The following is a 25074-nucleotide window of genomic DNA, read 5'->3' as shown; positions in this document are numbered from 1 at the left end:
ATTAAGCTCAAATTAAAAGGACTGAGTCCTGTACAGTACAGGATTCAGTCCTTGAAAACCGCTTGATTAAACTGTCCGGCTTTTTGGGGTCAGTTCAGGCAGTGGGGCTTTTATTGCGAAACCGGACCTGGAAAGGAAGGTTTCAAAATGAAACAGACCTCTGCCCAAGGCTATTTCAGGCTGAAACTCAGTACAGTCATTAGGATTATCTAAATACTTGTGCTGCTGTTTAGTCAATAACGAAGTAGCTGAAAAACAAAAAAACTTCGGTTTCCGCCTGTCTAAAAAGCAGGCGGTTTTTGTTCCGTATCAAGCCGACAGGCTGGCCGCCAACTGCTGCACCGCCGGCACGGCCAAAACCGCCAACACCAGCAGAATCGCTTTTTCAAAGCCCTTGAGTTTCAGACGGCCGTGATGTCTGTATTGCGAATAAAGATACAGCAACACGCCCGGCAGATACAGCAACACGGAAAACAGCAGATATTCCGCACCCGCCGCATACACAATCCACAGCGCGTACACGGTGGCAATCAGGCCGATGAGTTTGATGCCGATGCTTAAATTCTGCGTGAACGCGAGCTTGAGCAAAAACGCACCGATGAGGAAATACGGAATCAGAATCATCGAGGTGGAAATCAGCAGCAGTGTTTCATAGCTGTTGCCGGTCTGCCAAACCAAAAACAAACACAATTGCACCGTCAGCGTGGTAAACAATAGCGAACCGTGCGCCACGCTGTTTTGGTTCAGCTTCACAAAAGATGGTGGGAATGCGCCGTTTTTCGCAACCAAGTGCGGGATTTCGGTGGCATACAGCGTCCAACTCAAATACGACGACAATACCGACACAATCAGACACACACTAATCAACACTTTGCCCCAGTGTCCGACCATGTGCGCCAACACGCCTGCCATCGACGGATTGGACATCGCGGCAATCTCGGCACGCGGTAAAACACCCTGCGCCAACACGGTAACCGCCACATACATCGCCAGCACCAACACCACGCCCAACACAGTCGCTTTGCCGACATCGGCACGGCTTTTCGCGTGTTTCGACAACACCGCCGCACCTTCAATACCGGTAAACACCCACAGCGTAATCAGCATAGTATTTTTCACTTGGCTCATTATGCCCGCGTCGGGGTTTTCCGGCGTGGCCAAGCTCGCGCCCGTCCAATCGGCCATAAATACATCGCTGTTGAAGAAATAAGCCGCCAAACCGATAAACAGAATCAGCGGAAACACCTTCACAAACGTCGCCACCAAGTTCACGCCCGCCGCTTCTTTGATTCCACGCGCCACCAGCCAGTAAATCAGCCACGCCACCGCCGATTCGCCGAGAAACGCCCAAAAAGTGTTGCCCTTGCCGAATAACACGAAATCCGGCGTATCGGTAAAGGTGCCGACCGCTTCAAACGCCACCACCAGATAACCGACGATGCCGACAGTGGTGCACAACCAATAACCCCAAGCCGAGAAGAAGCCGACCATGTCGCCGAAGCCTTCGCGTGCATAAGTGTAGATGCCGCCGTCAAGGTCGGGGCGCAAACGGGCCAACACTGCAAACGAAATGCCCAAGAAAATAATCCCGACACCGGTAATCAGCCAGCCGATGAGCAAGGCTTTCGATCCGGCCACCGAGGCCATGTTTTGCGGCAGGCTGAAAATGCCCGAGCCGATCATGGAGCTGATCACCAACGCCGTGAGCGCGGCCAGCCCGATTGTGGATTTGGAAGACATCAATCTCTTTCTGAATTTTTTGTGGGGCAGTGATTTTAACCGATTTACAGTAGATATGCTTAAAAAGGCCGTCTGAAACATACCCTTAGCGTAAGAATACATTTCAGACGGCCGTAAATGTAAACAGGTTTTTCAAATACTTAACTTTCCTCCTGCTTGGCAATGGCACGGAAAACCGATATGTTAAGAACACAACTCACTCATTAAAAGAAAGACCGACCATGAACTTAAACAGCTTATTGAATTTGGTTTTGAACAGCGTTCAGAAAAACAACACCCCTGCCGCAGGTGTCAACAACGGTGGTTTGCTCGGTTCATTGGGCGGCAGCGCCGTGGCAGCCAGCTTGGTATCGATGTTGTTGAAAAAGAAAAACACCGGCTCGCTGGCCAAAGTCGGCTCATTGGCCGCGCTGGGCATGCTGGCCTACCAAGCCTATCAAGGCTGGCAGAAAAACAACCCGACCAAGCCTATGCCGCTGAAGAGCGATTTCGAGCCGAACGAAACCAAAGCCGAAGAACAAAGCCGCGTATTGCTGCGCACCATGATCGCCGCCGCCGCTTCAGACGGCCTGATCGATGAAAACGAGAAACAGCTCATCAGCAACGAGAGCGGTGATGATCCGGCCACCTTGCGTTGGTTGGCTGCCGAATACGCCAATCCGGCCAGCATTGCCGACATCGCCCAAGCCGTCGGCAATGACCGCGCTTTGGCTTCCGGCGCCTATCTCGCCGCCCGCGTGGTGTGTGACGATATGTCGCGCAAAGAAATCGTGTTCCTCGCCCAACTGGCCGAAGCGCTGAATTTGGACGAAGGATTGGTAGAAAAACTGGAGCAGCAATTGGGTTTGTAATCTGCTAATTACGGATAATTGCGCATGAGAGGCCGTCTGAAAGATGATTTTTCAGACGGCCTTTTGCTATTGACGTGTTTGATGGTCGTTTAAAATAGAAATAAGACAAGGCGACAGCGACCGCCGTGTACCCCTGGTATATAAGGGAGCGGGCAACGCCGTAGCGAAAGCCAAGTTAATCCGCTATATTCATTCACACACAAAACTTTCCGCTTTCTGCCCATCGCCGCCTTTGTACACGGCGATTTTCGGATAAGCACACAGCGGCATGCTGCGGTCGGGGAAAGATTTGCCTTTTGCCGGCATGAATTCCGGCGCTTGGTCTTTGTCGTGCCAGTTTTCCAAGGCAGTGAACGGGTCAAAATCGTCAAACGCTTTGCCGCGGCCGCAATGGTTCATGCCCGGCACCATAAACATGCGGCTGAAATTTTCTGCATTCGGCGTGTCGCGCTGCATGGCGACAAACCAATCACGTTGGTCTTTGGCAGAAAACACCGGATCGGAAATGCCGGTTACGATGATGAACTTGCCGCCGTTTTTTTGGAATGCGCTCATATCAGTATCGGTAGCATCGTTGATTTTGCCGGTGGCGTAGGTTTTTGGCGTATCGGTATCGAAATCAAAACGGCTTAAATCAAAATCGGGGACGGGCGGCGTCATGAAATACCATTTTAGCGAACCGTAGCCCAGCGTAATGTTGCGGGCATTCGGTTCGGCGGTTTGCGAGGTGCCCAATTTCCAGCGGCGCCAGTCTTCGCCGTTGATGCCCGAATCGTAAAACCAGCCGCTGTAAATCTGCTCGCCTTTGCTGTTTTTCGCGCCGTCAAACACGGCTTTAAGCGCGGCGGTTTTGGCAGAACTTAAACCGGCCATTTCAGGGCGGAAGTCGCAGCTTTCCCATGCATTAATCACGCCGTCTTTCAAACCGTCTTTGGCATCGCAGCGGTTGAGCACCGCTTGGCTGACCTGATCCAAATCGGCTTGGGTGAGGGCGTTGGCCAAGATTTTGTGGCCGTCTGAATTTTTCGGCGCGATTTTCATCAATTGGTGCGTGTCCCACACTTCGGCCACCGCCGCGCGCGACAAACGGAAACCCGGATTGGCCGCAATCACACCGTCAAATTCAGTCGGGTAACGTTGCGCCGCAATGATCACCTCGCGGCCGCCGTTGAAACAGCCCATAAAATAGCTGCGTTGCGGTGCGCTTTGGTAAAGCTTTTGAATCAACTGCTTGGCCACTTTCGTCACTTTGCCGGTCGATTGGTAGGCAAAATCCAAACGCGCCTGCGGGTCGGCACCGAAATCAGGCGTCGGCGTAGGATGGCCGCCGTCCATACTGATCACGGCATAGCCGCGCGCTAAAGCAGGTGTGGCGCTTGAAGTGCGCACCGGAATGCTGCCCAAAGCGGGCGCGACAAACCGTCTACCCCGCCACCGCCTTGGAACAGAAACTTGCGGTTCCAGTTTTGCGGTAAACGCATGCATTTGGAATTTGGTGCCGTAAGGTTTGCCGTCCACACCCGTGCGTGCGCCAATCTCCCCTTCCACCACACAATGTGCCCCTGCCTGCTTGTCGGCGGTCAATCCGCCGGTGAGCGAGAACATGCGGTCGGCGCCCACCAGACCGTCGTTTGACCATTCTGCTTTAGTGATTTGAGTGTTTTCAATCTGCACTTGTTTTAAAGCAATACATTGTGCGGCGGCAGGCGGATTGGCCACACTTTTCGGTTGATTCAGGCTGCCGCAGGCAGTAGCCGCAAAGGGGGTGCAGAGCACAAAAGCAAGTTTCGGGTTCATGGGCTGGCCTTTTGATTGCAAAAAAACCAACTATTGTTAGGCCGTCTGAACACAATTCAGTTCAAGCGGCGGTAGATTTTTCCAGCGATTTTAATTCCGGCAAAACACAACGCAAACGCCAAGATAATTTGTACGATACCGGGCAGGGGCAAACGACGCAGCAGTAGGAAATAAAGCCCCCAGCCGATGAGGTTGCCGATGATATTGATCACAAGAGTAGGGCGCATATTGAGCTGTTTCGAGTATCCATATTTTCAGACGGCCCCGTATAAATATGAGGCCGTCTGAAACGCTATTTATAGTTGTTCGGCCAACACCTGAATATGCTCAGGCCCAATGCCGCAGCAGCCGCCGACAATGCCTGCACCGGCCGCCACCCATTCTTGAGCCCAGCGCAAATAGTTCGGCGGCGCGGTGTCTTGGCGGATATCGTCCAAGCCGTCATTGGCCGCATTCATTTCGTCCTCCACCGGCTCGAAGGCGTTGGCATAAACACCTATTTTCAATGACTTACCTTGTTTTTCTAACGCTAATTTAGCGTATTCAACTGCCGCCAACATCACTTCCGGACGGCTGCAATTAAACAGCAAAGCCTGAGCGCCCAAAGCCGCGGCTGACTGCGCGGCCTCCGCCACCGGCTCGCCTGAACGCAACACCGGCATATCGTGTTCGTGCGTGTCTTCCAAAGTAAACGACACCCAAAACGGTTTGCCGTCATCCGGCAGACAGCTGCGCCAGAACCCGGCTTCGGCAATGCTGCTTTGTGTTTCGGCCAGCCAGATATCGTTATAGGTTTTCAAACCATTAATTAACGGCCGTGCCAATTCAGGGGCAGCCTTGGCATCGAATAAATCAGGGCGGTATGAGCCAAACAACGGCGGCAGTGATGCGGCTACTTTCACCGGCTTGCCGCTTTGGCCGGCAGCTTCGCGGGCGAGTTTACCGGCGGTGGCAGCCAAAATTTCGGCTTCTTGGGTGAAGCGTTGCTCGCCGATATGAAACGGCACCACGGCATAGCTGTTGGCGGTAATCACTTGAGCACCGGTGCGGATATAGTCGGCATGGGTGTCACGCACAATATCGGGGGCTTCGGTCAAGGCCAGCGCCGACCATTCGGGTTGGCGGAAGGGTGCGCCACGACGGTGCAGCTCGCGTCCCATGCCGCCATCTAAAATAATGGGGGTCATGTTTGTCTTTCTGACAAGCGGTTTAATCATAAAGGCCGTCTGAAAAGTCGTATATCACCTTTTCAGACGGCCTCAAGACCTTTGCAAAATCCCCATCTTTGGCACATTTCTTCATTATGCGCTGCTCGAAAGCTTTGTCTATCTTGTAATATGCCTGCACTGTCTGTGCTGCTCTAAATCCGAACTGCGCCCAAATCTGAGGTTTTGCAAAGTTCTCAACTACTCATTAAGGTTGTTTTTCTTTTTCCGAATCTTCTTCTTTGTCGGATTTTTTAAACCAGTGGTCGAAACGGATGGTGTATTTCAACTCGCCGCCCGATGACCGGCTGCCGATACGGGCGACCGCTTGAATGGCACGGGTAAGCTGATACACCAGTTTGATCGATTGATCGGCACTTGCTATGCCGTATTCGTAGCCCAGATACAGCTCTTGCGACAACTGTTTGCCGACGGTAAACACCTGCTCGGCCGGGTTGAGTTCACCGGTTTGTGCATCACGGCTGCGCCTGCTGGTAAAGCCCAAATCGTCCACCAAGCCTAAGCGGTCGTTGATTTGACCGGCTAACAGGGCGCCGGCGGCTGCGGAAAGGGCGGCTTCGTCGCCGTCGCTGCCGCTGCTGGCACGGTTGAGAATCAGCCACGAGAGTTTGTCTTTTTCACTCATGGTTTCATTCGCCACCAAAGTAATGCGCGGATTGCTTAAATTGCCCAACACCTCTACACCCGCCCCAACCGGCGACAGGCGGCGTTCGGCGCGGATATTGAGGTTGGGGTCGCCCAAAGGGCCGACAAAGGAAATCGTGCCTTTGGTGATGTCCAAATCCTGACCGTAGGCTTTATACCGGCCTTTAATGACCCTGACCGTACCGATGCCCTGCACTGTTTCGCCCGGCCGGGCAGTCAGTTTCAATGTGCCGCCCAGGGTAACGTTCAAGCCTTCGCCGACAAAGCGCACACTGTCGTTTAAGTCCAAATCCAAATCCATGAAAATCGGCGTGGTGGCTGCTTGCTCTTTCGGCGGCTCGCCCAACACCACCACATCATCATCCAAAGTCGGCATGGATGAATCTTGGAAACCGAATTGGCCGAAGTCGGCTTTCAATCCGCCCACCAAAGACACGCCGCGCTGCACGTTATACAGCACTTTGGCCTTGCCGCTTAACGCCAAACGGCGGTTCGGGCGGGACAACGTGCGGTATTTGTCGAACACGATATCGACATCGACATCGGGATTCACGTCTTCCAATTCGACACGGCCTTTCAGTTCGACCGTGCCGCCGCGATAGAATTTCAGGCTGTCAATCAGCCAATGGCGGCCTTGCAGACGCGAGCGCAATACGCCGTTGTCCAGAATCAAACCTTGCGCCTGATTGCGGTAATACAGATTGTCGCCGTTGAGTGTACCGTTAAACAGCGGATCGCCGACGCTGCCGCCCAAATTCACCGCACCAATCAGACGGCCTTTGATGGTTTGACCGACGGGAATGAAATTGCGGAACACTTCCAAGTTGGCGACATTCAGATTAATGCGGCCGCTCAAAGGCGAAGTATCCAAGCTGTTGCCCTGACCAATATTAATAATGCCGTCACCGTTGCCATAATTGGTGTTGAGCTTCAGATTAGACGCGATGCTTGGTGTCGCTACGCGGCCGCCCAACACTGCTGTGCCGCTGAAGCTGCCGCTCAAGCTCTGCGCTGACGGCGGCAAGAGCGGGCGTAATGCGGTCAAATCCGAAATATTGGCATTCACGCGGCCGTTGAGCGGCGCATTGGCCAAATTGCCGCCGAATTGCTGGTTAATGCCGACCTCAGCATTCACGCGGCCGAAACGGCTGTTGCCGTCCAACTGCGCATCAATACGGTTGTTTTGGAAACGGGTGCGCAAAGACAAGGTACTCAAGCCCAAAGGTTGGTTATTTTGCGGCAGAACCACATCACCGCCTTGGCGTACGATATTCAGATAGCCGCGGGCGTTTTCGCTGTACGACATATCCCAATCGCCGCCCAACACCAAATTATGGCTCACCGGTGGCTGATAGAAATTGTGCAGCTCGGCCATGTGCAGATTTTGAGCGCTGCCTTTGGTGGTGATGCCGGTGCGCTTGTCCCACACAAAACTTTGCAGATTCAACACGCCGCCCATCGCAGCCCATCGCGCCGGACTCATCGCCACACGTTCGGCACCGGCTTCTAAGTTCATGCGGTTTTGCAATTTGAGATTAAATGCACCGCTGATGTCGAGCACGTTTACCACGCCTTTCCATTGGTCTAGGTCTTGATTGAGGCCGCCGTTGGCATCCAGGTCAAGCTTGTAAGGTTTGCTGTCCAAAACCATATTGCCGGTACCGCGGATACGGTGGTCCAGGCCGGTGCCGTTCATGCTCAGGCCGATGGTGTCGATTACGGTCGGCGTTTGGCCTGCGAATACAATCCGGTCGCCTGTGACTTCGACCGTAAGTGGCTTGGTCACATCGGGCGAACCTTTGAGTTTGAAATCCAAATCGCGCACCTTGAGCAAACCGCCCACATGCAGGGCGCGCACTTCACCGGATAAATCGGTTTCCAAGGTTTTGATGCCGCCTGAAAGGTCGCCGCCCAAATAACCTTTGGCATTGAGCAAACCGCTCAAACCGAAACCGAAACGCGACAAATCGGGCGCACTGATATTCAGATTCAGGTGGTCGCCTTTTTTGCCGAAGCTGCCGCTGGTATTGATGACGTTGGTACCGAGTTTGAGGTCGGTCAACGCACGCGGCAGGTGTTGGTCTTCATACAAAATATCGGCCTTACCGCTCAAGGACACGCCATTGAGCATACTCGGGCCAAACTGCATTTTGCCGCCGAATTTCTGCTTGGCCAATTCGCCCGTCAGCGCGATACTGCCGTTGATATTGCCTACCGGAAGCTGCTTATCCATCTTGCTCGGATTGAAATTTTTACTCACAATATCGAGCTTAAGCAATTGATTTTGAAAGAGCTGAATCTCGCCTCCGGCTGTGATTTCTCCGCCGTCCTGTGGCGTTAATTTCACATCTGAAAGCTTAAGCGTACGCTGGCCTTGCAGCTTGTCGGTGAGGATGGACAGCAGGCCGGTAGTACGGGCAAAACCGCTGTCGAGCGACCAATCAATGTTGGGCGATGCGGTCTCGCCTTTGACGTTGATGTTGCCGTTCAGACGGCCTGCAATGTTTTGTTGCACCGCATCGGCAGCGGCGACATTTTCCACACCGATGGCCAAATCCAATTGCTGCTTGACGGTATCGATGCTGCCCGCCGCTTTCAGACGGCCTTGCTGCAGCAAATCAAACACTGCCTCATTGATTTTGACCATGCCTTGTTCGTCAACGGTGAATTCCGCCAAGGCGGTGCGTACGGGAATGCCGTTGTTGTCGGCAAAACCGGCTTGGCTGTTACTCAAGTCCAGCGCGCCATCTAAGGCAATGCCGTCGGTAAACGATGGCACGAGAATGGCGTCAAAAGTCAGATTGGCTTTGGGCAGCGACGGCAAAAACGCCACCGGATTGATGTTGATGCCCTTCACATGCACTTCGCCGACAATATCGTTAAGCTGCTTGGCAAACGGATGCACAATCGAATTGGCGTGCAAATGCACATGTTCTCCATCGAGCAGGATTTGCGTATTCACGTCTTGCAGGCTGCCCCCTAAGCGGGTGGTACCGTGAATGGTTTGGCCTTCCAATTCGCCTTTGGTATAAATCGCGGTATTGAGTGAAAACGGGCTTTGCAAACCCAATACCACCGAGCCGGCCGATTCGCTCCACGGTGTTTTGGCTTCGGCCAAATCCAAGCGGTGTTCCTTGCGGTCATAATGATAGGCGGCTTTGAGTTTTTCGATATAAACGGTTTGCTTGTCGAAGCTCGGGCCTAGTGTGATTTTGCCGGTTTCGGCATGGTCGATGAACACGGTCACCGGCAAGTCGACGTTTTCAGGCAGGCCGTCTGAAGGTTTGTCTTCTTTCGGCGGGGTTGGCTTGGTGACAATGGCGATATCGCCGGCGATTAATTCTTTGATGTGCAGGCTCGGGACAGTCAGTTCAGACGGCACCCATTGCAGCGTGAGTTTGCTGATTTTGATGTCGGCGCCTTTGGTTTCAATCAGCCATTCGTCGCCGCGCACACCGTCAATCAAGGTGCCTTGCAATGTTTTTGAGCTGATGTTCACGCCAAACCACGACGGCATTTTGTAGAGGCCGAAGCGCAAGCCGGATTCGGTGCCGGCAATCCACCCCGCCAATCCGAACAGGCACAACAACGCACACAATACCAGCCATGCCGACACCCGCAGCCAGCGGCGTTTGCGCTTAGGCGGCGTTTCAGACGGCCTGTTGTCGGTTGGCGGCGTGTCCGCCGCAGCAGTAGGTTCTTGTTCTGTAGTCATGGTGATACGATACAAAAAATAAAAGGTTTTATGTTCAGACGGCTTCTATAGCTGATAGGCCGTCTGAACATGACAAAAATTGCGATGGGGCTTTATCGATAATATTGAGCGAATGAATTTGGCAATTGGTTTTCACAAATCATCATCACACCTGCCTTCCGCGTGCCTTAGGAATGCTATCCGGATTAAACGCATTACCATCAATCATTTGCCACCGGTCTTACGGAAAAACGGAAAAATAAACGGTATATTTCACGACAAGAAAATCTCTGCTTTACCGCTTACGTCTTGTTGATAAGCGGCAAAGCCAAATGTCAGCAACACGTCATTTTCACCCGGCATACGGCAAATCTGATGATACGCCTGTCGCACTATGCCGGTGGCGCCATCGGAGTGAATACGCTCGAAATGTCGGTGTAATGCTTCATGTCGCACAAGAAAATGCTCGGCAAGTGGACCGACATAAATAACGTTTAATACATCCATATGGGCTGTCTGTTCGCTGCTGCACCATTATATTTGGTGGCTTAAAATCCAAAAGCGTTTCAATTTCTTGGGGTGGCATCAATATCATGCCTTCATCTTTATATATATAGGGCGCCGAAATTACTTATGCCGCAGGGTAGGGCGCTTTCAGACGGCATTAAAGGCCGTCTGAACCATTAAAAACGCGTCCCTAAACTGATGTGCCAGCGCAGTTTTTTGTCCTGATGGCCGTAAGCCACGTCAAACGAGAACGGCGCTACCGGACTAAACCAGCGCACACCCAAACCGGTGCCGTGTTTCATGGTCATGTCTTTGAAATTGTGCGCCACATCGCCGACATCGTGGAATATCGCACCGGAAAAACTTTTGGTGACCGGATATTGGTATTCGAGGCTGCCCACCAGCATGGCGCGCTCAGGCAAGACCGAATCGTTGGGGCCGGCCAAACCGATGCTATCGAGCTCGTAACCGCGGATGGACGATGCGCCACCGGTGCGGAACATCAGACTGGACGGTACTTCTTTACCTTCTTTGGCATACACATACCCGGCCTGTCCGCGCACGATGAAGGTGCCGGTTTTTTTGTTTTCCGGCGTGAAAAAATAGCCTGCACGGGCATGGGCGCGCGCCATCATGGTGGACGACAGCACTTCGCCTAAAGTCGCGCCGATTTTACCGTCGAGATAATAGCCGTTTTCAGGACGCAGCGTGGTTTGGATGTCTTGGCGTTTCCACGACGCGGTAAGCATGGTGGCATGGCTGCGGCCTAAATCGTAATCGGTGTCGGGGACTTTGCGTTCTTCAATGATGAATTCCAAACCGAGGCGGGCATCGATATTATTGCGGTCGCGCACATACCACACGCCGCTGGTGAGGGCGCGTTTTTCAAGATTTTGCGAGGTTGAACGGTTATAGGCTAGGTTGGAGGTCCAGTATTTGCCGTTGCTCTTACGTGGCTGGCTGATACCGGCGGCCACGGTGGTTTCGTATTTGTCCATGTCCCACACCGCCGAGCCGATGTAACCGCGGTTGAACAAGTTGTAATAATCGTAAGCAATGCGCCCCCCCAAGCCGTATTCCGAATCGTAACGGATGCCGGTTTCCAATTTATGCAGCTTCACTTCGCTCACATTCACCTTCACCGGCACACGGTCCTGGTTCAGATTGTCAAAATCAGCCTGCACCGAGGCGCCGGAATAATGACCGTTTTGCTCCAAAGCCTGTTGAAAATCAAGCAGCTTATCCAAATCGTAAGGGTCTCCCGGTTCAAAACGCGCCATCCCGGAAACGACATTCACCGGATAGCGTTTGGCACCGGCAATCTGGAAATCGCCGAAATAAATCGGCCGGTTGCTCTCAACCATTACTTCCAAATCGGCTGTATTGCGGGTGGGATCGATGGTGGCCTGTGAATTGGCGATTTTGGCCAGCGGATATTTTTTACGCGTAACCGCCGATAGAACAGACGTTTTGCTGCTGCCCCAACGGTCTTGGTCAAAATTATCGCCTACCGGCTGCTGCCAGTTTTGCATGGCGTTTTTGTAATAATCGCCGACATCGCCTTCAGACAACACATCGCCGATAATCGCCACGCTGACGTTGTCGATTTTGGTGCGCGGGCCGGGAATGATATTAACCACATAGCCGTCGGTAGCGCTATCGTCACGAATGCTGGTCTGGCTGTTGAAATAGCCTTTGGTGCGCAGCATGGCCGTCACGTTTTGCGGTGCTTCTTCCGCCAAGAAACCGACTTGCTCTTTATCCAGCTCTTCTTGCTGCTGCTGGGTAATCAGCGGCAGATGGGTTTCTACCATTTCTTTAATTTCGCTGTTGTCGGTTTCGATTTTGACCGGATATTTCGGATCAAGTTTGACTGCTTCCGTGCTCATGCTTGGCGGCTGCGCGCGCTCCGATTCAGGCACAGGCTCGTAATCATCGGCCTTGGGCACAAACGCATCGGCCGCAAATGCCTGCATACAGGCCAGCGACAGCGTGGTAAAGAGAATCGGCGGAGTCAGCTTGTTCATAGTTGCCAAATATTACGGAAATTCGAAAGTTTCTGATTCTAACACTATTTATGCCTTCTTTTAACAGCCGAACCCTGTGTTCACACGGCTTCAGGCCGTCTGAAAACGGTAAATCTTTTTTGGCCGCAAAAATCGTTAACAATTCTTCATCCATACTACATATTATTCAATTTATCCAAACAATATAATACCAATAAAACAAAATTATTAACCATTTATTTTTATATTTTTATTTTTAATAAAACTTTATTCTAAATTATCGAATTTTAACTCAAAATTTCCACAGATGGTAAGGTTTTATTTTAGAATGTAATTTATTCTTAACATACTTTTAACACAAGGATGAATGATGTCCAGTGAAAATCCTCTTCTCAACGCGGTCAACAGCGTCAGCTTGGTGAAACAAATCGCCATCGGCTTGGTGCTCGGTATTGTTGTCGGCTGGATTGCGCCTAATGCAGGCTTGGCCGTCGGCTTGCTCGGCGGCTTGTTTGTCGGCGCATTGAAAGCCGTGGCACCGGTTTTGGTGTTTATCTTGGTGGTAGCCGCCATTTCGCAACACCGCAAAGGCAACGAAGCCTATATCAAACCGATTATCGGCCTGTATCTCATCGGCACTTTCGCCGCCGCGTTGGTGGCCGTGATCGCCAGCATGATGTTCCCGACCCACATTATTTTGTCCAGCGCCAGCGACATTTCCACAACCCCGCCTTCGGGTATCGTCCAAGTATTGAAAACCTTATTGATGAACTTGGTCGCCAATCCGGTTAACGCCGTGGCCAATGCCAACTACATCGGTATTTTGGCTTGGGGCTTGGTGCTGGGTTTTGCCATCCGCAATCATGGTTCGGATACTACGCGTCAAGTGGTGGCCGATTTGGCCGATGCCATTTCCACCGTGGTGAAATGGGTAATTAAATTTGCGCCTTTGGGTATTTTCGGTTTGGTCGCCTCGACCGTGGCCGAAACCGGCTTTGGTGCTTTGGCCGGCTATGCCCGACTGCTCGCCGTGTTGCTCGGCTGTATGCTGTTTATCGCATTGGTGGTGAACCCGCTGATTGTGTGGTGGAAAATCCGCCGCAATCCGTATCCGTTGGTGCTGACTTGCCTGCGCGAAAGCGGTGTGACTGCTTTCTTCACCCGCTCTTCTGCCGCCAATATTCCGGTAAACATGGCCTTGGCCAAGAAACTCGGTTTGCATGAAGACACCTATTCCATCTCGATTCCATTGGGTGCCACCATCAATATGGGCGGCGCGGCCATTACCATCACCGTATTGTCGCTGGCCGCAGCGCATACCTTGGGCATCCACGTTGACTTCCTGACCGCGCTGCTCTTGAGCTTGGTGGCCACGGCCGGTGCCTGCGGTGCGTCCGGTGTGGCAGGCGGATCGCTGCTGCTGATTCCGATGGCGTGTGCCTTGTTCGGTATTTCCAACGATGTGGCCATGCAGGTGGTGGCCGTCGGCTTTATCATCGGCGTGTTGCAAGATTCGGCCGAAACCGCGCTGAACTCTTCCACCGACGTCTTATTTACCGCCGCAGCGGATATGAGCCGCAACCGCGAATAAATACCATGATATACAAAGGCCGTCTGAAAATCCGCCGTTGATTTTCAGACGGCCTTTTTGATTTGAACCATCAAATACATTGCCAAACACGCTACGCATCTAATCTCAACCATCTTCATTAAGCATCGATGAAGCCGCTTAAACAAAAGGCCGTCTGAATACAACACATTCAGACGGCCTTGACGGTTCTGTGCACACAGGTCAAACGGTAAGCCGGGTTCTGTCGTCGGACAGTCATTCCTCTAGTCGCACCATTGCTGATACGCTCCAGCAACCTACCCGAACGCTCGGCGAGCCGCGTCAATGCGTTCTGTTTGGTCTTGCTCCGAATGGGGTTTAGCCTGCTGCAACTTATTACTAAGCGCACGGTGCGCTCTTACCGCACCTTTTCACCCTTACCTGTTTTACCCGAAGGCAATCATCGGCGGTTCTGCTCTCTGTTCCACTTTCCGTCGTGTTACCACGCCCGGCCGTTAGCCGGCATTCTGCTCTTTGGAGCCCGGACTTTCCTCCCCGTAAGCCTTACGCGTTACGCGGCGACTGTCTGTCTGGCCTGTATGCGGAAGCGATTATAACACAAGGCTGTCTGAAACTTGGGTTTAGCATTTCAGACGGCCTTTTCGCATTAACAAATCCACAAACTCAATTTTTACGCGCCGTCACAAATTCCGCCAAACGGCGCAAATGAGTGGCTTTGTCGCCAAACGGCTGCAACAAGGCCACGGCTTCGGCGGTCAGTTTTTCGGCGTAAGCGCGCGCTTCGGCCAAGCCCATCAGTTTGACATAGGTCGGCTTATCGTTGTCGGCATCTTTACCGGCGGTTTTACCGAGCGTGGCGGTATCGGCTTCACAATCGAGCACATCGTCGATCACTTGGAAAGCCAAACCCAATTTGGTGGCGTACCGGTCGAGCCGGACGATGTGTCCGTCACTCAAATCAGGGCAGGCCAATGCACCCAATACCACTGCGGCACGAATCAGCGCGCCGGTTTTCAGACCGTGCATTTCTTCCAATTCGGCTTGATTCATCGCCTTGCCGACATTGGCCAAATCAATTGCCTGACCGCCGGCCATGCCCAAGCTGCCGCTGGCTTTGGCGAGCGTGGCCAACATAGCAAGCTGGCGCGCGGCAGGCAATCCGGTGGCGCGGCTCAATACGTCAAACGCCTGTGTTTGCAGCGCATCGCCGACCAACAGCGCGGTGGCTTCGTCGTATTGCACATGGCAGGTCGGTTTGCCGCGGCGCAGGCTGTCGTTGTCCATCGGCGGCATATCGTCGTGCACCAGTGAATAAACGTGCACCATCTCAATCGCGGCCATGGCTTGCTCAACCGCGGCATTGTCGGCCTTGCCCAATTCAGAGGCGGCCAACACCAACAGCGGACGCAAACGCTTGCCGCCGCCGAGCGTGACATAACGCATGGCTTCGTGGAGCTTTGCCGGTTTGGTGTATTCAGACGGCAAGAAGCGCTCCAGCAGCAATTCGGTTTGCGCTTGGGCTTTTTGCTGCCATGCTTTTAAATCATTCGCTTGGGTCAAGGTTGAGCTCCTTCAGTTCGCCGGCATCCAAAACCTGCAATTTTTGTTCGGCTTCGGCCAGTTTTTCTTGGCAATATTGCACCAATTCGTTGCCTTCCTGATAGGCAGCGAGCGTATCTTCCAGCGGCATATCGCTGCTCTGCATGGCTTGGGTTAAGGTTTCCAAGCGTTTCAGGGCTTCTTCGAAGGATTTTGGGGCGGCTTTTTTCATGGGTATCAGGCAGGAAAAATCAAAAGCTTATTGTAGCATTTTTAAACGTGAAAAAGGCCGTCTGAAAGCATCGTTTTCAGACGGCCTTTGTTTTCATAAAACACTTACCGCAGCAATTCATCTGTCACGCGCTGCAAAAATTCCACCCGCTCGGTTCTGACTTCGCCTGCTTCGGCGGCGGCTTTGACGGCGCAGTTGGGTTCGGCGCGGTGGGTGCAGTTGTGGAAGCGGCATTGCCCGGCAAGATGGCGCAGGTCGGGGAAGTAATTTAATAAAGAGGTGGCTTCGAGATGATGCAGGCCGAATTCCTGCAAGCCCGGAGAGTCAATCAATTGGGTTTCATTATCTAAATCATAGAGTTGTGCATGAGTAGTGGTATGTTTGCCGGAGTCGAGGGCGGTGGAGATGTCACCGGTACGCGCGGCTTGGTTGCCTAAAAGCGCGTTGGTGAGTGTAGATTTGCCCATGCCGCTTTGACCTAAGAAAATATTGGTGTGGCCGTGCAATAAGGGGCGCAAACTGTCTGCGCCATCCAGTGCGCTGACTTCGACGACGCGGTAGCCCAAGGTTTCATAAAACGCGAGTTTGTCACGCCATTGGGCGGTTTCGGGTAAATCGGCCTTGTTCAACACAATCACCGCTTCAATATCCGCCGCCTCCGCCGCCAATAAGGCGCGTTGCAACAGGACTTCACTTGGGCTGGGTACGGCCGCGGTCACAATCAGCAATTGGCTGACATTGGCCGCAATCAGCTTGGTTTTCCATGCATCTTGCCGGTAAAGCAGGCTTTGGCGCGGCAGAAAATCTTCAATCACCACCTGTTCGGCGTTAATCGGGCTGATTTCGACTTGGTCGCCACAGGCAAAATCAACGCGTTTTTTGCGCGTGGTGGCGTCAAAGGTTTGCCCGTCGGGTGTGCGCACAATATAACGGCGGCCGTAGCTGGTAATAATTTGGGCGGTGTGGCTCATGTTTGGCTTTGGTTGGAAAAAAGCTTATTTTACAGGAATATGCAAGAGGCCGTCTGAAAACTAAATTTTCAGACGGCCTTGATTATGTTTCAAGCTTAAATGCGGTTTGCCAATTCTTCCGCTTTACCCACATACAGCGCAGGGGTCAATGCCAACAATTGCGCTTTGGCATCGGCAGGAATCTCCAGCGATTCGACAAACACTTTCAATACTTCCGGCGTGATGCCGTCTTTGCCGCGGGTTAAGTCTTTCAGTTTTTCATACGGATTGGCCACGCCGTAACGACGCATTACGGTTTGAATCGGCTCGGCCAAGAGTTCCCAAGTGGCATCCAAATCGGCAGCCAAGGCAACCGGGTTGACTTCGAGTTTGTTCAAGCCGCGCAGGTGGGCAACCAAACCCAATACGGTATAACCCACACCCACGCCCATGTTGCGCAATACGGTGCTGTCGGTCAGGTCGCGCTGCCAGCGGGAAACCGGCAGTTTTTCCGACAAAAAACCCAACACGGCGTTGGCCATGCCCAAGTTGCCTTCGGAATTTTCAAAGTCGATCGGGTTGACTTTGTGCGGCATGGTCGAGCTGCCCACTTCGCCGGCTTTGACTTTTTGCTTGAAGTAGCCCAGTGAAATATAGCCCCATACGTCGCGGTTGAAATCGATCAAAATGGTGTTCACGCGGCTGACGGCTTGGAAAAACTCAGCCATGTAATCGTGCGGTTCGATTTGGATGGTGTATGGATTAAAGGTCAGGCCGAGGCTGATTTCGATGAACTGACGGCAATGCGCTTCCCAATCCACATCGGGATAAGCGACCATGTGGGCGTTGTAGTTGCCGACTGCGCCGTTGATTTTGCCCAAAAATTCCTGTGCTTGCAGATGCTTGGCTTGGCGTTGCAGGCGGTACACCACGTTGGCGATTTCTTTGCCGACGGTGCTTGGGGTGGCCGGTTGGCCGTGGGTACGGCTCATCATCGGCACGGCAGCCAATTCATGCGCCATTTCGGTGAGTTTGGCGATAATTTCGTCCAATTCCGGCTGCAACACGGTTTCGTAAGCTTCTTGCAACATCAGGGCGTGTGACAGGTTGTTGATGTCTTCGCTGGTGCAGGCAAAGTGGATAAACTCGCTCGCCGCCGCCACTTCCGGTACACCGGAAAAACGCTCTTTCAGCCAGTATTCGATGGCTTTTACGTCGTGGTTGGTGGTGGCTTCGATGACTTTGACCGCCGCCGCATCATCAAGCGAGAAACCGGCAATCACTTTGTCGATTTCGGCAATGGTAAAGTCGCTGAACGCAGTCACTTCGCTGATTTTCGGTTCGGCAGCCAAGGCTTTGAGCCATTCCAGCTCGACTTTGACACGGGCTTTCATCAGGCCGTATTCAGAAAAAATCGGGCGCAGGGCTTCAACGGATTTGGCGTAGCGGCCGTCTAACGGGGAAAGGGCGGCAATCGGGTTAATCATGATGGTTTCCTATGGGAACGTGTGAATTTCGGGATCAGGAAAAGCGGCAGCTTTAAACGCGATGATGTCGGATTCAGACGGCTGCCGACGAAATTGTTGGGAATTATACGCGAATTTTACGTAAAAATCCTGATAACCGGCCAACTTAATGTGTCCGGTTTGGCTGATTCGGCCGTGGTTTTAGGCACACAAAGGCCGTCTGAACGTTCAGACGGCCTGAGACTTTTATTAATCATGATCCAACACCAGCGCCTTCACCCACGCCAACACTTCGCGAATACGTTTGCGCCACATCACCGCCGCCGAATCACCACAATCGCGTCCGGCGAAAGTTTGCAGATCTTTTTCCGGCCATTGATGCCGCGCCAACCACAAGCCGCGCGGCAAATGGAAACCGTCGCTGACGATGATGACGTCGTGATGGTCTTTCAGAAGCAGGGTGCTGAATTTGATGTTTTGATAAGTGGTTTCGGACTGGTTTTCCAGCCACACTTTTTCAGACGGCACACCGAGCTTCACCGCCATCTCACGCATGGCTTCGGCTTGGTTGCTGCCATCGGCATCGGTGCCGCCGCTCATCAGCAGATAATCTGCTTTGCCCGCACGATACAGCCACACGCCTGCTTCGACACGGCTGCGCAAACACGGATTGGGCTTCCCGTGACGGTTGACAATATTGCCCAACACCATCGCCACATCGGCTTTGTGGGGCGGCTGCTGCTCGGATTGGCGCACGGCGCCCTGTTCGCTGCGGTATACGGCGTAGAGCGCGGCAAAGAAGGTCAGGCCGGCCAGAATCAGCAAATAGACTATCATTTTTAAGTTTTTCATCAAAAGGCCGTCTGAAAGATGTTGCCGTTGTTATGGCAAAAGGCTCAGTATCTTCCCAAATAGCCGTTTTTTAAGATAGCACCGACTTCGCGCACAATGGTGTAAAGATAGCCGCTGCGCGGTTCAGAACAAAATGGGGCGGCGTAGACTTGTATGTCTTTATCCGGCCACTGTTTTTCCGCCAACCAACGCGCGCGCATCAGATGGAAACCGGCACTCACCAGCACGATTCGCGGGCTGTCTTGCAAAAACTTGTCGGAAAACACCATATTTTCATAAGTCGAGCCGGCTTTTTCTTCCAATTCGATGTGCGCCGGCGGCACACCTTTGCGCTCGGCAATCAACTGCAAATGATGCGAACTATATTGCAAATCCCGGCTGATACCACCGCTGACAATCAGTTTTTTGACTTTGCCCGCGTTATACAGCTCGGCTGCCGCTTCGCCCCGCGCAACCAGGCACGGATTGAGTTTGCCGTATTCAAACGCTTTGGTGGCCAACACTATCGCTTTATCGGCCGGACGGATGTCGTCAACCGTTTGGCGCGACACCAACACATCCTGCAGGATAATCCAAGCAGGCGGGATGATGGCGCAAACAATCAAGATCAAAAGCACCAATAATATTTTTTTCAACATATTCCTACTGACCATCGAATCTGCCTTTCCGCTCTGCCTGATTGCCGGAGGAAGATTACCGATGTATAAACACAAATACCTTAGAGTCCATTCATACCAACTGGTTCAATCCAAAAGGCCGTCTGAAAATTTTCAGACGGCCTTTACTTCATTGAATCTTTACACACCCTGTTTCAAACTGGCTTCGATAAAGCCGTCTAAATCGCCGTCCAACACGGCTTTGGTGTTGCCGGCTTCATAGCCGGTACGCAAGTCTTTAATGCGCGACGAATCCAGCACATACGAGCGGATTTGGCTGCCCCAACCCACATCGGATTTGCCTTCTTCCAAGGCTTGTTTTTCTTCGTTGCGTTTGCGCATTTCCAAGTCATACAGCTTGGCTTTCAGCATGTCCATCGCTGCGGCTTTGTTGGCGTGTTGCGAGCGGTCGTTTTGGCATTGCACCACGATGCCGGTCGGTTCGTGGGTGATGCGCACGGCAGAGTCGGTTTTGTTGATGTGCTGACCGCCGGCGCCGGATGCGCGGTAGGTGTCGATGCGCAAATCGGCAGGATTGATTTCCACTTCGATGCTGTCGTCGATTTCGGGATAGACAAACACCGATGAAAACGACGTGTGGCGTTTGTTGTTCGAGTCAAACGGCGAGTAGCGCACCAAGCGGTGCACGCCGGTTTCGGTGCGCAACAGGCCGTAGGCGTATTCGCCTTCCAAGCGGATGGTGGCGCGGTTAATGCCGGCGATTTCGCCCTCGTCTTCTTCCAAGATTTCCACTTTGAAGCCGCGGCGTTCGGCAAAACGCGAATACATGCGCAGCAGCATGCCCGCCCAGTCTTCCGCTTCCGTGCCGCCCGCACCGGCGGTGATGTCGATAAAACAGTTGTTCGGATCGGCCGGCTGGTTAAACATCCGCTTGAATTCGAGCTCGGCCATTTGTTTTTCCAAACCGGCCACATCTTCCTGCACGGCGGCGAAACCTTCTTCGTCGTTTTCTTCGACCGTCATTTCAATCAGCATGCGGTTGTCGTCGATGCCAGTGGCGATGTTGTCCAGCGTCAACACGATGCCTTCGAGGATTTTGCGCTCTTTGCCGATTTCTTGGGCTTTTTTCGGGTCGTTCCACAACTCGGGATCTTCCGACAAACCGATGACTTCTTCCAAGCGGTCTTTCTTGCCTTGGTAATCCATGTAGACGCGGATGTCGGCGCTGCGCTGTTCCAAATCGTCTAAGGTGTTGTTCAACTGATTAATAACTTCAGCTTCCATGATTTTCTTGCGCTTTCAAAATTTTAGGGGCGTATTGTACTGGATTTGCGTGTTTTTTTCTATATACGAAGCCAAGTAACAGGCCGTCTGAAACATGGTTTTTCAGACGGCCCCAACCCTCAATACTGATACGCCGACAATTTGCGTTTGATTTCCGGCAAAGCGGCGCGGGCGGCTTGTTCGCCCAGTCGAATGGCGCGTTTTTTCTGGTCGAAGCCGCCGATGGAACCCAATTCCAATACCTGCGGCTTGATGACCACGCTGGCTTTGCCCAATTCGTTTTGCAGCGAGGTGGTGCTCATAATGTTGAGCGTTTGGTCGAGGTATGAGAAGAAATCGCGGCTGACGTTTTTCACCGGTTTGGCGGAAATATCCACCGCAATCACGAAATTGGCGCCTCGGTTTTTGGCGGCGGTCACCGGCACCGGTTGCGACAAACCGCCGTCAACATAGCGTCGGCCGCCGATGGTAACGGGCTGGAACACGTTCGGAATCGAAGCCGATGCGCGCACGGCTTGGCCGGCATTGCCGCGGCTGAATTCCACCGCTTTACCGCTTTCAAAATCGGTGGCCACGGCGGCGAATTTGCGCGGGAAGCGCTCCATCGGTTTGCCGCCGACTTTTTGATTGATGTAGGTTTGCAGTTTTTCGCCTTTGATAAAACCGCTGGTCGAGAGGGTCAAATCCACCAAATCGGTTTTGCCCAAGATTTCGGCTTCCAATTCCAAGCGGTCGGGCGACATACCCGAAGCGTACAGACTGCCGACAATCGATCCTGCCGATGTGCCGCTCACGACATGCACGGGAATGCCGTTTTCCTGCAAGACTTTGATGATGCCGATATGGGCAAAACCTTTCGAGGCGCCACCGCCGAGCGCAAGGCCGATGACGGCTTTGGGTTTGGCTTTGACAACCGGTTTCGGCGCGGTCACAGATTGGTTTTTCGGCAAAACGGCGGTACAGGCGGCTAAAGCCAGCGCGCCGGCAGACATCAGCACATAACGGAATGCGGTAGGGATCAGGTTCATGATTTCAGACAGCCTTTTGAAGAATAATCCGGTCGTAACGGAAAATGAAATTATGGCACAATACAAAAATGCCGTCTGAAAATTAATCTAAATTTTCAGACGGCATTTTATTTGCTTCCAGAAACGTTTAGCTTTGATGCCATTCCACGTTTTCACTCAGGAAACCGCCGCTTTGGTGCGCCCATAATTTGGCATACAAACCGTTTTTGGCCAGTAATTCGGCATGCGAGCCTTCTTCGATGATGCGGCCTTTGTCCAACACAATCAGACGGTCCATCGCGGCGATGGTGGACAAGCGGTGGGCGATGGCGATGACGGTTTTGTTTTCCATCATTTTGTCGAGACTTTCCTGAATCGCCACTTCCACTTCCGAATCCAATGCGCTGGTGGCTTCGTCGAGCAACAAAATCGGCGCATCTTTCAGCATTACGCGGGCGATGGCGATGCGTTGGCGTTGGCCGCCGGAAAGCTTCACACCGCGTTCGCCGACGTGGGCATCGTAGCCGCGGCGGCCTTTGGCATCGGAAAGATTGGGAATGAAGTCGGCCGCTTCGGCGCGTTCGGCCGCTTGGCGCATTTCTTCATCGGTAGCTTCGGGGCGGCCGTAGATGATGTTGTCACGCACAGAACGGTGCAGCAGCGATGTGTCTTGCGTTACCAAGCCAATTTGCGCGCGCAGGCTTTCTTGGGTGACACCGTTCACATTCTGACCGTCAATCGAAATGCTGCCGCTTTGTGGTTCGTAAAAGCGCAACAGCAGATTGACGATGGTCGATTTACCCGCGCCGCTGCGGCCGATTAAGCCGACTTTCTCACCCGGTTTGATGGTGAGGTTAAACCCATTGAGCAGCGGTTTGCCGGTTTCGTAAGAGAAATCGACATGCTCGAATTTAATCTGGCCATGATCGACTTTAAGCGGCAGGGCTTTGGGTTTGTCGAGGATGGTGTGCGGCTTGGTCAGAGTCGACATGCCGTCGTTGACGGTGCCGATGTTTTCAAACAGCCGCGCCGATTCCCACATGATGTATTGCGACAAACCGTTTACACGCAAAGCCATGGCCGTAGCCGTCGCTACGGCACCCACGCCGACCGAGCCTTGCTGCCACAACCAAATGCCCAAAGCAGCGGTAGAAAGCGTCAGCGCGGTATTCACGAAGAAGCTGCAAGTATGCAGCAGCGTCGCCAAGCGCATTTGTGCGTGCACCGTCACCATGAATTCCTGCATCGACTGCTTGGCATACGCCGCTTCACGCGCACCGTGGGAGAAAAGTTTGACGGTGGTGATATTGGAATAGGCATCGGTGATGCGGCCGGTCATCAAGCTGCGGGCATCGGCTTGCGCGGCGGCGGTTTTACCCAGCTTCGGAATAAGAAAGCGCATCACCAGCGAGAAGCCGATAATCCAACCGATAAACGGCAGCAGCAGCCACGAATCGAGCGCCACCAAAATCACGCCGGAAGTGATGAAATACACCAGTACATACACCACCATATCGGCAATGGTCATCACCGCATCACGCAAGGCCAGCGCAGTTTGCATCACTTTGGCCGACACGCGCCCGGCAAATTCGTCTTGATAGAAACCCAGGCTTTGATTGAGCATCAGACGGTGGAAATTCCAGCGCAAACGCATGGGGAACACGCCTTGCAACGTCTGCAGGCGAAGATTGGACGCGAAAAATGTCCAGCCCATCGAAAAAATCATCATCGCCACCATGCCCGCCAACGCCCAGCCTTTTTCGGCAAACAGCGTTTCGGGCGTGTATTTCCCGAGCCAATCGACGACTTTACCCATGAATTGGAACAGCAAAGCCTCCATCACGCCGATGACTGCCGTTGCCAATGCCAGCACGACGATCCATTTGCGCACGCCGTCAATGCTGCTCCACACAAAGCGCCACAAGCCTTTTTCCGGTGTGGCGGGCGCATCGGCCGGATACGGGTCGATGCGCGATTCAAACCATGAAAATATTTTATTAATCATCTTGTTATGTATTTTTTAAAATCAAATGTTTCAGACGGCCTTTTACAATGAAGCAGGCCGTCTGAAACATTTTTGAGAAAAAGTTTTAGAAAATATTTGTGAAAACGGTATGGGTAATTTTACTGGAAAAACAAGGCCGAGGCGAATGTTAAACCGGAAAACCGCCCCGCCGCGCCTCAATCATAACGGTTATATCGGCGCGGATACACAGGATAGCCTGCCGGATACCCCACCGGCGTGCTGTCCTGATAAATCACAGTTGTGCCCGGCGGCGCGTTGACGTTGACGGTTTTGTGAATCACCGTTTCCGAGCGCGTCGGCAAATCAATCACGGCGGTACGGCCGTAGGGCGTTTCGTGGTATACGCAGCCGCCCGCCGATAGCAACAAAACCAATAAAACTTTAATTTTCACCAAATGAACTCCCATAATGACCCGGCCGTATAAAATATTTTACCTGTTTTCAGACGGCTGGAACCAAAACCATTTTTTCCGCAATGATTTCTCCAACAAAATTCTCTGCTTTTCCATTTCCAATTTTGCTTTTTGCAATGTAATCACGCTTTTCCCGACTTCCGCAGATTGGAAACCATTATCTTTTTCCTGCAATGCCCGGTTCATCGCATTGATTGCCATAATAACCGAATGCAAAAGACTTTGACGCATCTGAACGCCCTTTTTACTCTGAAGTTCCAAGTCATGCAACCCGACAGCAATCAACTCAAACGTATTTATCGTATCCTTAAGATAAGCCTCAAGGTTTTCAGCATCAAAACGGGTTTGCCTCATACGTTGACGCCATCTCTCATGATCTTCGTCATCTAAAGCACTTTCCTTAAAAACCAAGATAACAACTGAAACCAATGAGTAAAACTGCCTGATAGATTTTTTCATATAAGCCATCTTCTTCGATAAAATATTGAATGATCATTTCCATTTGAAAAACATTTCAGCAAAAAGTTGAGCCTCGACCCAACATACTTAAACAACAGGCCGTCTGAAAATAAGATGAACCGTCCCCCAATACTTGGACAAGTTAAGAATCTTTCTCAAACAGCCTTTTCAAGCCGGGTTCTGTAGCCGACAG

General features: G+C 52.5%; 20 protein-coding genes and 1 other RNA gene. 2 read left to right on the top strand and 19 right to left on the bottom strand.

Annotated features, from left to right (window positions below; all coding sequences use genetic code 11):
* Window positions 1–309: 309 nt before the first annotated feature.
* Window positions 310–1740, bottom strand: coding sequence for a basic amino acid/polyamine antiporter (locus tag ACFPVS_RS11880; RefSeq protein WP_378595808.1), 1431 nt, complete (start codon window positions 1738–1740; stop codon window positions 310–312).
* 221 nt (window positions 1741–1961) lie between these two features.
* Between ACFPVS_RS11880 and ACFPVS_RS11875 the strand changes: the two genes are divergently transcribed.
* Window positions 1962–2591, top strand: coding sequence for a tellurite resistance TerB family protein (locus tag ACFPVS_RS11875; protein WP_378595807.1), 630 nt, complete (start codon window positions 1962–1964; stop codon window positions 2589–2591).
* A 189-nt stretch (window positions 2592–2780) separates the two neighbouring features.
* On the opposite strand, the gene ACFPVS_RS11870 is transcribed toward ACFPVS_RS11875, so the two are convergent.
* The 6 genes from ACFPVS_RS11870 to ACFPVS_RS11845 form a co-directional block, all read right to left on the bottom strand.
* Window positions 2781–4388, bottom strand: a complete 1608-nt coding sequence (locus ACFPVS_RS11870; protein ID WP_378595806.1) for a tannase/feruloyl esterase family alpha/beta hydrolase — start codon at window positions 4386–4388, stop codon at window positions 2781–2783.
* Window positions 4389–4444: 56 nt separating this feature from the next.
* Window positions 4445–4615 carry a hypothetical protein gene (locus ACFPVS_RS11865; RefSeq protein ID WP_158608778.1) on the bottom strand — a complete coding sequence of 57 codons (171 nt, stop codon included), beginning with the start codon at window positions 4613–4615 and terminating at the stop codon, window positions 4445–4447.
* A gap of 69 nt (window positions 4616–4684) precedes the next feature.
* Window positions 4685–5575 carry a homocysteine S-methyltransferase family protein gene (locus ACFPVS_RS11860; protein WP_378595805.1) on the bottom strand — a complete coding sequence of 297 codons (891 nt, stop codon included), beginning with the start codon at window positions 5573–5575 and terminating at the stop codon, window positions 4685–4687.
* 226 nt (window positions 5576–5801) lie between these two features.
* On the bottom strand, window positions 5802–9974 hold the full coding sequence (locus ACFPVS_RS11855) for a translocation/assembly module TamB domain-containing protein (RefSeq protein WP_378595804.1): 4173 nt from the start codon (window positions 9972–9974) through the stop codon (window positions 5802–5804).
* Window positions 9975–10226: 252 nt separating this feature from the next.
* A complete protein-coding gene (locus ACFPVS_RS11850; RefSeq protein WP_123804781.1) occupies window positions 10227–10460 on the bottom strand; it encodes a hypothetical protein in 234 nt (77 codons plus the stop codon).
* 176 nt (window positions 10461–10636) lie between these two features.
* Complete coding sequence (locus tag ACFPVS_RS11845; protein WP_378595803.1) at window positions 10637–12487, bottom strand: autotransporter assembly complex protein TamA; 1851 nt, start codon at window positions 12485–12487, stop codon at window positions 10637–10639.
* Window positions 12488–12836: 349 nt separating this feature from the next.
* Here ACFPVS_RS11845 and sstT point away from each other — a divergent pair, with 349 nt between their 5' ends.
* Window positions 12837–14057 carry a serine/threonine transporter SstT gene (sstT, locus tag ACFPVS_RS11840; RefSeq protein WP_378595809.1) on the top strand — a complete coding sequence of 407 codons (1221 nt, stop codon included), beginning with the start codon at window positions 12837–12839 and terminating at the stop codon, window positions 14055–14057.
* A 193-nt stretch (window positions 14058–14250) separates the two neighbouring features.
* Here sstT and rnpB read toward each other — a convergent pair.
* The 12 genes from rnpB to ACFPVS_RS11780 form a co-directional block, all read right to left on the bottom strand.
* An RNA gene (gene rnpB / locus ACFPVS_RS11835) (RNase P RNA component class A) lies at window positions 14251–14613 on the bottom strand.
* Window positions 14614–14699: 86 nt separating this feature from the next.
* Complete coding sequence (locus ACFPVS_RS11830) at window positions 14700–15596, bottom strand: polyprenyl synthetase family protein (RefSeq protein ID WP_123804778.1); 897 nt, start codon at window positions 15594–15596, stop codon at window positions 14700–14702.
* Window positions 15580–15807 (bottom strand): exodeoxyribonuclease VII small subunit, encoded by a 228-nt coding sequence (locus ACFPVS_RS11825; protein WP_378595802.1) that lies wholly within the window; start codon window positions 15805–15807, stop codon window positions 15580–15582. Before ACFPVS_RS11825 ends, ACFPVS_RS11830 begins: the two co-directional genes overlap by 17 nt.
* A 104-nt stretch (window positions 15808–15911) precedes the next feature.
* Complete coding sequence (rsgA, locus tag ACFPVS_RS11820) at window positions 15912–16778, bottom strand: ribosome small subunit-dependent GTPase A (RefSeq protein WP_123804776.1); 867 nt, start codon at window positions 16776–16778, stop codon at window positions 15912–15914.
* 95 nt (window positions 16779–16873) lie between these two features.
* Window positions 16874–18244: an adenylosuccinate lyase gene (gene purB / locus ACFPVS_RS11815; protein WP_378595801.1), complete on the bottom strand. Its 1371-nt coding sequence runs from the start codon at window positions 18242–18244 to the stop codon at window positions 16874–16876.
* A 228-nt stretch (window positions 18245–18472) separates the two neighbouring features.
* Window positions 18473–19075 carry a YdcF family protein gene (locus tag ACFPVS_RS11810; RefSeq protein WP_378595800.1) on the bottom strand — a complete coding sequence of 201 codons (603 nt, stop codon included), beginning with the start codon at window positions 19073–19075 and terminating at the stop codon, window positions 18473–18475.
* 44 nt (window positions 19076–19119) lie between these two features.
* Window positions 19120–19713 (bottom strand): YdcF family protein, encoded by a 594-nt coding sequence (locus tag ACFPVS_RS11805; RefSeq protein ID WP_378595799.1) that lies wholly within the window; start codon window positions 19711–19713, stop codon window positions 19120–19122.
* 159 nt (window positions 19714–19872) lie between these two features.
* Window positions 19873–20976, bottom strand: a complete 1104-nt coding sequence (prfB, locus tag ACFPVS_RS11800) for a peptide chain release factor 2 (protein ID WP_123804772.1) — start codon at window positions 20974–20976, stop codon at window positions 19873–19875.
* Between the two features lie 119 nt (window positions 20977–21095).
* Window positions 21096–22004 carry a patatin-like phospholipase family protein gene (locus ACFPVS_RS11795; protein WP_378595798.1) on the bottom strand — a complete coding sequence of 303 codons (909 nt, stop codon included), beginning with the start codon at window positions 22002–22004 and terminating at the stop codon, window positions 21096–21098.
* A 127-nt stretch (window positions 22005–22131) separates the two neighbouring features.
* Window positions 22132–23988: an ABC transporter ATP-binding protein gene (locus ACFPVS_RS11790; protein WP_123804770.1), complete on the bottom strand. Its 1857-nt coding sequence runs from the start codon at window positions 23986–23988 to the stop codon at window positions 22132–22134.
* Between the two features lie 176 nt (window positions 23989–24164).
* Entirely contained in the window at window positions 24165–24416 is a 252-nt protein-coding gene (locus ACFPVS_RS11785; RefSeq protein ID WP_123804769.1) for a methionine-binding protein, read from the bottom strand.
* Window positions 24417–24440: 24 nt separating this feature from the next.
* Entirely contained in the window at window positions 24441–24881 is a 441-nt protein-coding gene (locus ACFPVS_RS11780; protein ID WP_123804768.1) for a hypothetical protein, read from the bottom strand.
* Between the last annotated feature and the right edge of the window lie 193 nt (window positions 24882–25074).

It is taken from the genome of Neisseria weixii (assembly GCF_042658245.1).
Taxonomy (GTDB): Bacteria; Pseudomonadota; Gammaproteobacteria; order Burkholderiales; family Neisseriaceae; genus Neisseria; species Neisseria weixii.
This window is presented reverse-complemented; position numbering and strand designations above follow the sequence as displayed.

Coding starts and splice junctions, on each gene's coding strand:
- ACFPVS_RS11880 (WP_378595808.1), bottom strand. CDS start 1,740: ATGTCTTCCAAATCCACAATCGGGCTGGCCGCGCTCACGGCGTTGGTG.
- ACFPVS_RS11875 (WP_378595807.1), top strand. CDS start 1,962: ATGAACTTAAACAGCTTATTGAATTTGGTTTTGAACAGCGTTCAGAAA.
- ACFPVS_RS11870 (WP_378595806.1), bottom strand. CDS start 4,388: ATGAACCCGAAACTTGCTTTTGTGCTCTGCACCCCCTTTGCGGCTACT.
- ACFPVS_RS11865 (WP_158608778.1), bottom strand. CDS start 4,615: ATGCGCCCTACTCTTGTGATCAATATCATCGGCAACCTCATCGGCTGG.
- ACFPVS_RS11860 (WP_378595805.1), bottom strand. CDS start 5,575: ATGACCCCCATTATTTTAGATGGCGGCATGGGACGCGAGCTGCACCGT.
- ACFPVS_RS11855 (WP_378595804.1), bottom strand. CDS start 9,974: ATGACTACAGAACAAGAACCTACTGCTGCGGCGGACACGCCGCCAACC.
- ACFPVS_RS11850 (WP_123804781.1), bottom strand. CDS start 10,460: ATGGATGTATTAAACGTTATTTATGTCGGTCCACTTGCCGAGCATTTT.
- ACFPVS_RS11845 (WP_378595803.1), bottom strand. CDS start 12,487: ATGAACAAGCTGACTCCGCCGATTCTCTTTACCACGCTGTCGCTGGCC.
- sstT (WP_378595809.1), top strand. CDS start 12,837: ATGTCCAGTGAAAATCCTCTTCTCAACGCGGTCAACAGCGTCAGCTTG.
- ACFPVS_RS11825 (WP_378595802.1), bottom strand. CDS start 15,807: ATGAAAAAAGCCGCCCCAAAATCCTTCGAAGAAGCCCTGAAACGCTTG.
- rsgA (WP_123804776.1), bottom strand. CDS start 16,778: ATGAGCCACACCGCCCAAATTATTACCAGCTACGGCCGCCGTTATATT.
- purB (WP_378595801.1), bottom strand. CDS start 18,244: ATGATTAACCCGATTGCCGCCCTTTCCCCGTTAGACGGCCGCTACGCC.
- ACFPVS_RS11810 (WP_378595800.1), bottom strand. CDS start 19,075: ATGAAAAACTTAAAAATGATAGTCTATTTGCTGATTCTGGCCGGCCTG.
- ACFPVS_RS11805 (WP_378595799.1), bottom strand. CDS start 19,713: ATGTTGAAAAAAATATTATTGGTGCTTTTGATCTTGATTGTTTGCGCC.
- prfB (WP_123804772.1), bottom strand. CDS start 20,976: ATGGAAGCTGAAGTTATTAATCAGTTGAACAACACCTTAGACGATTTG.
- ACFPVS_RS11795 (WP_378595798.1), bottom strand. CDS start 22,004: ATGAACCTGATCCCTACCGCATTCCGTTATGTGCTGATGTCTGCCGGC.
- ACFPVS_RS11790 (WP_123804770.1), bottom strand. CDS start 23,988: ATGATTAATAAAATATTTTCATGGTTTGAATCGCGCATCGACCCGTAT.
- ACFPVS_RS11785 (WP_123804769.1), bottom strand. CDS start 24,416: ATGGGAGTTCATTTGGTGAAAATTAAAGTTTTATTGGTTTTGTTGCTA.
- ACFPVS_RS11780 (WP_123804768.1), bottom strand. CDS start 24,881: ATGAAAAAATCTATCAGGCAGTTTTACTCATTGGTTTCAGTTGTTATC.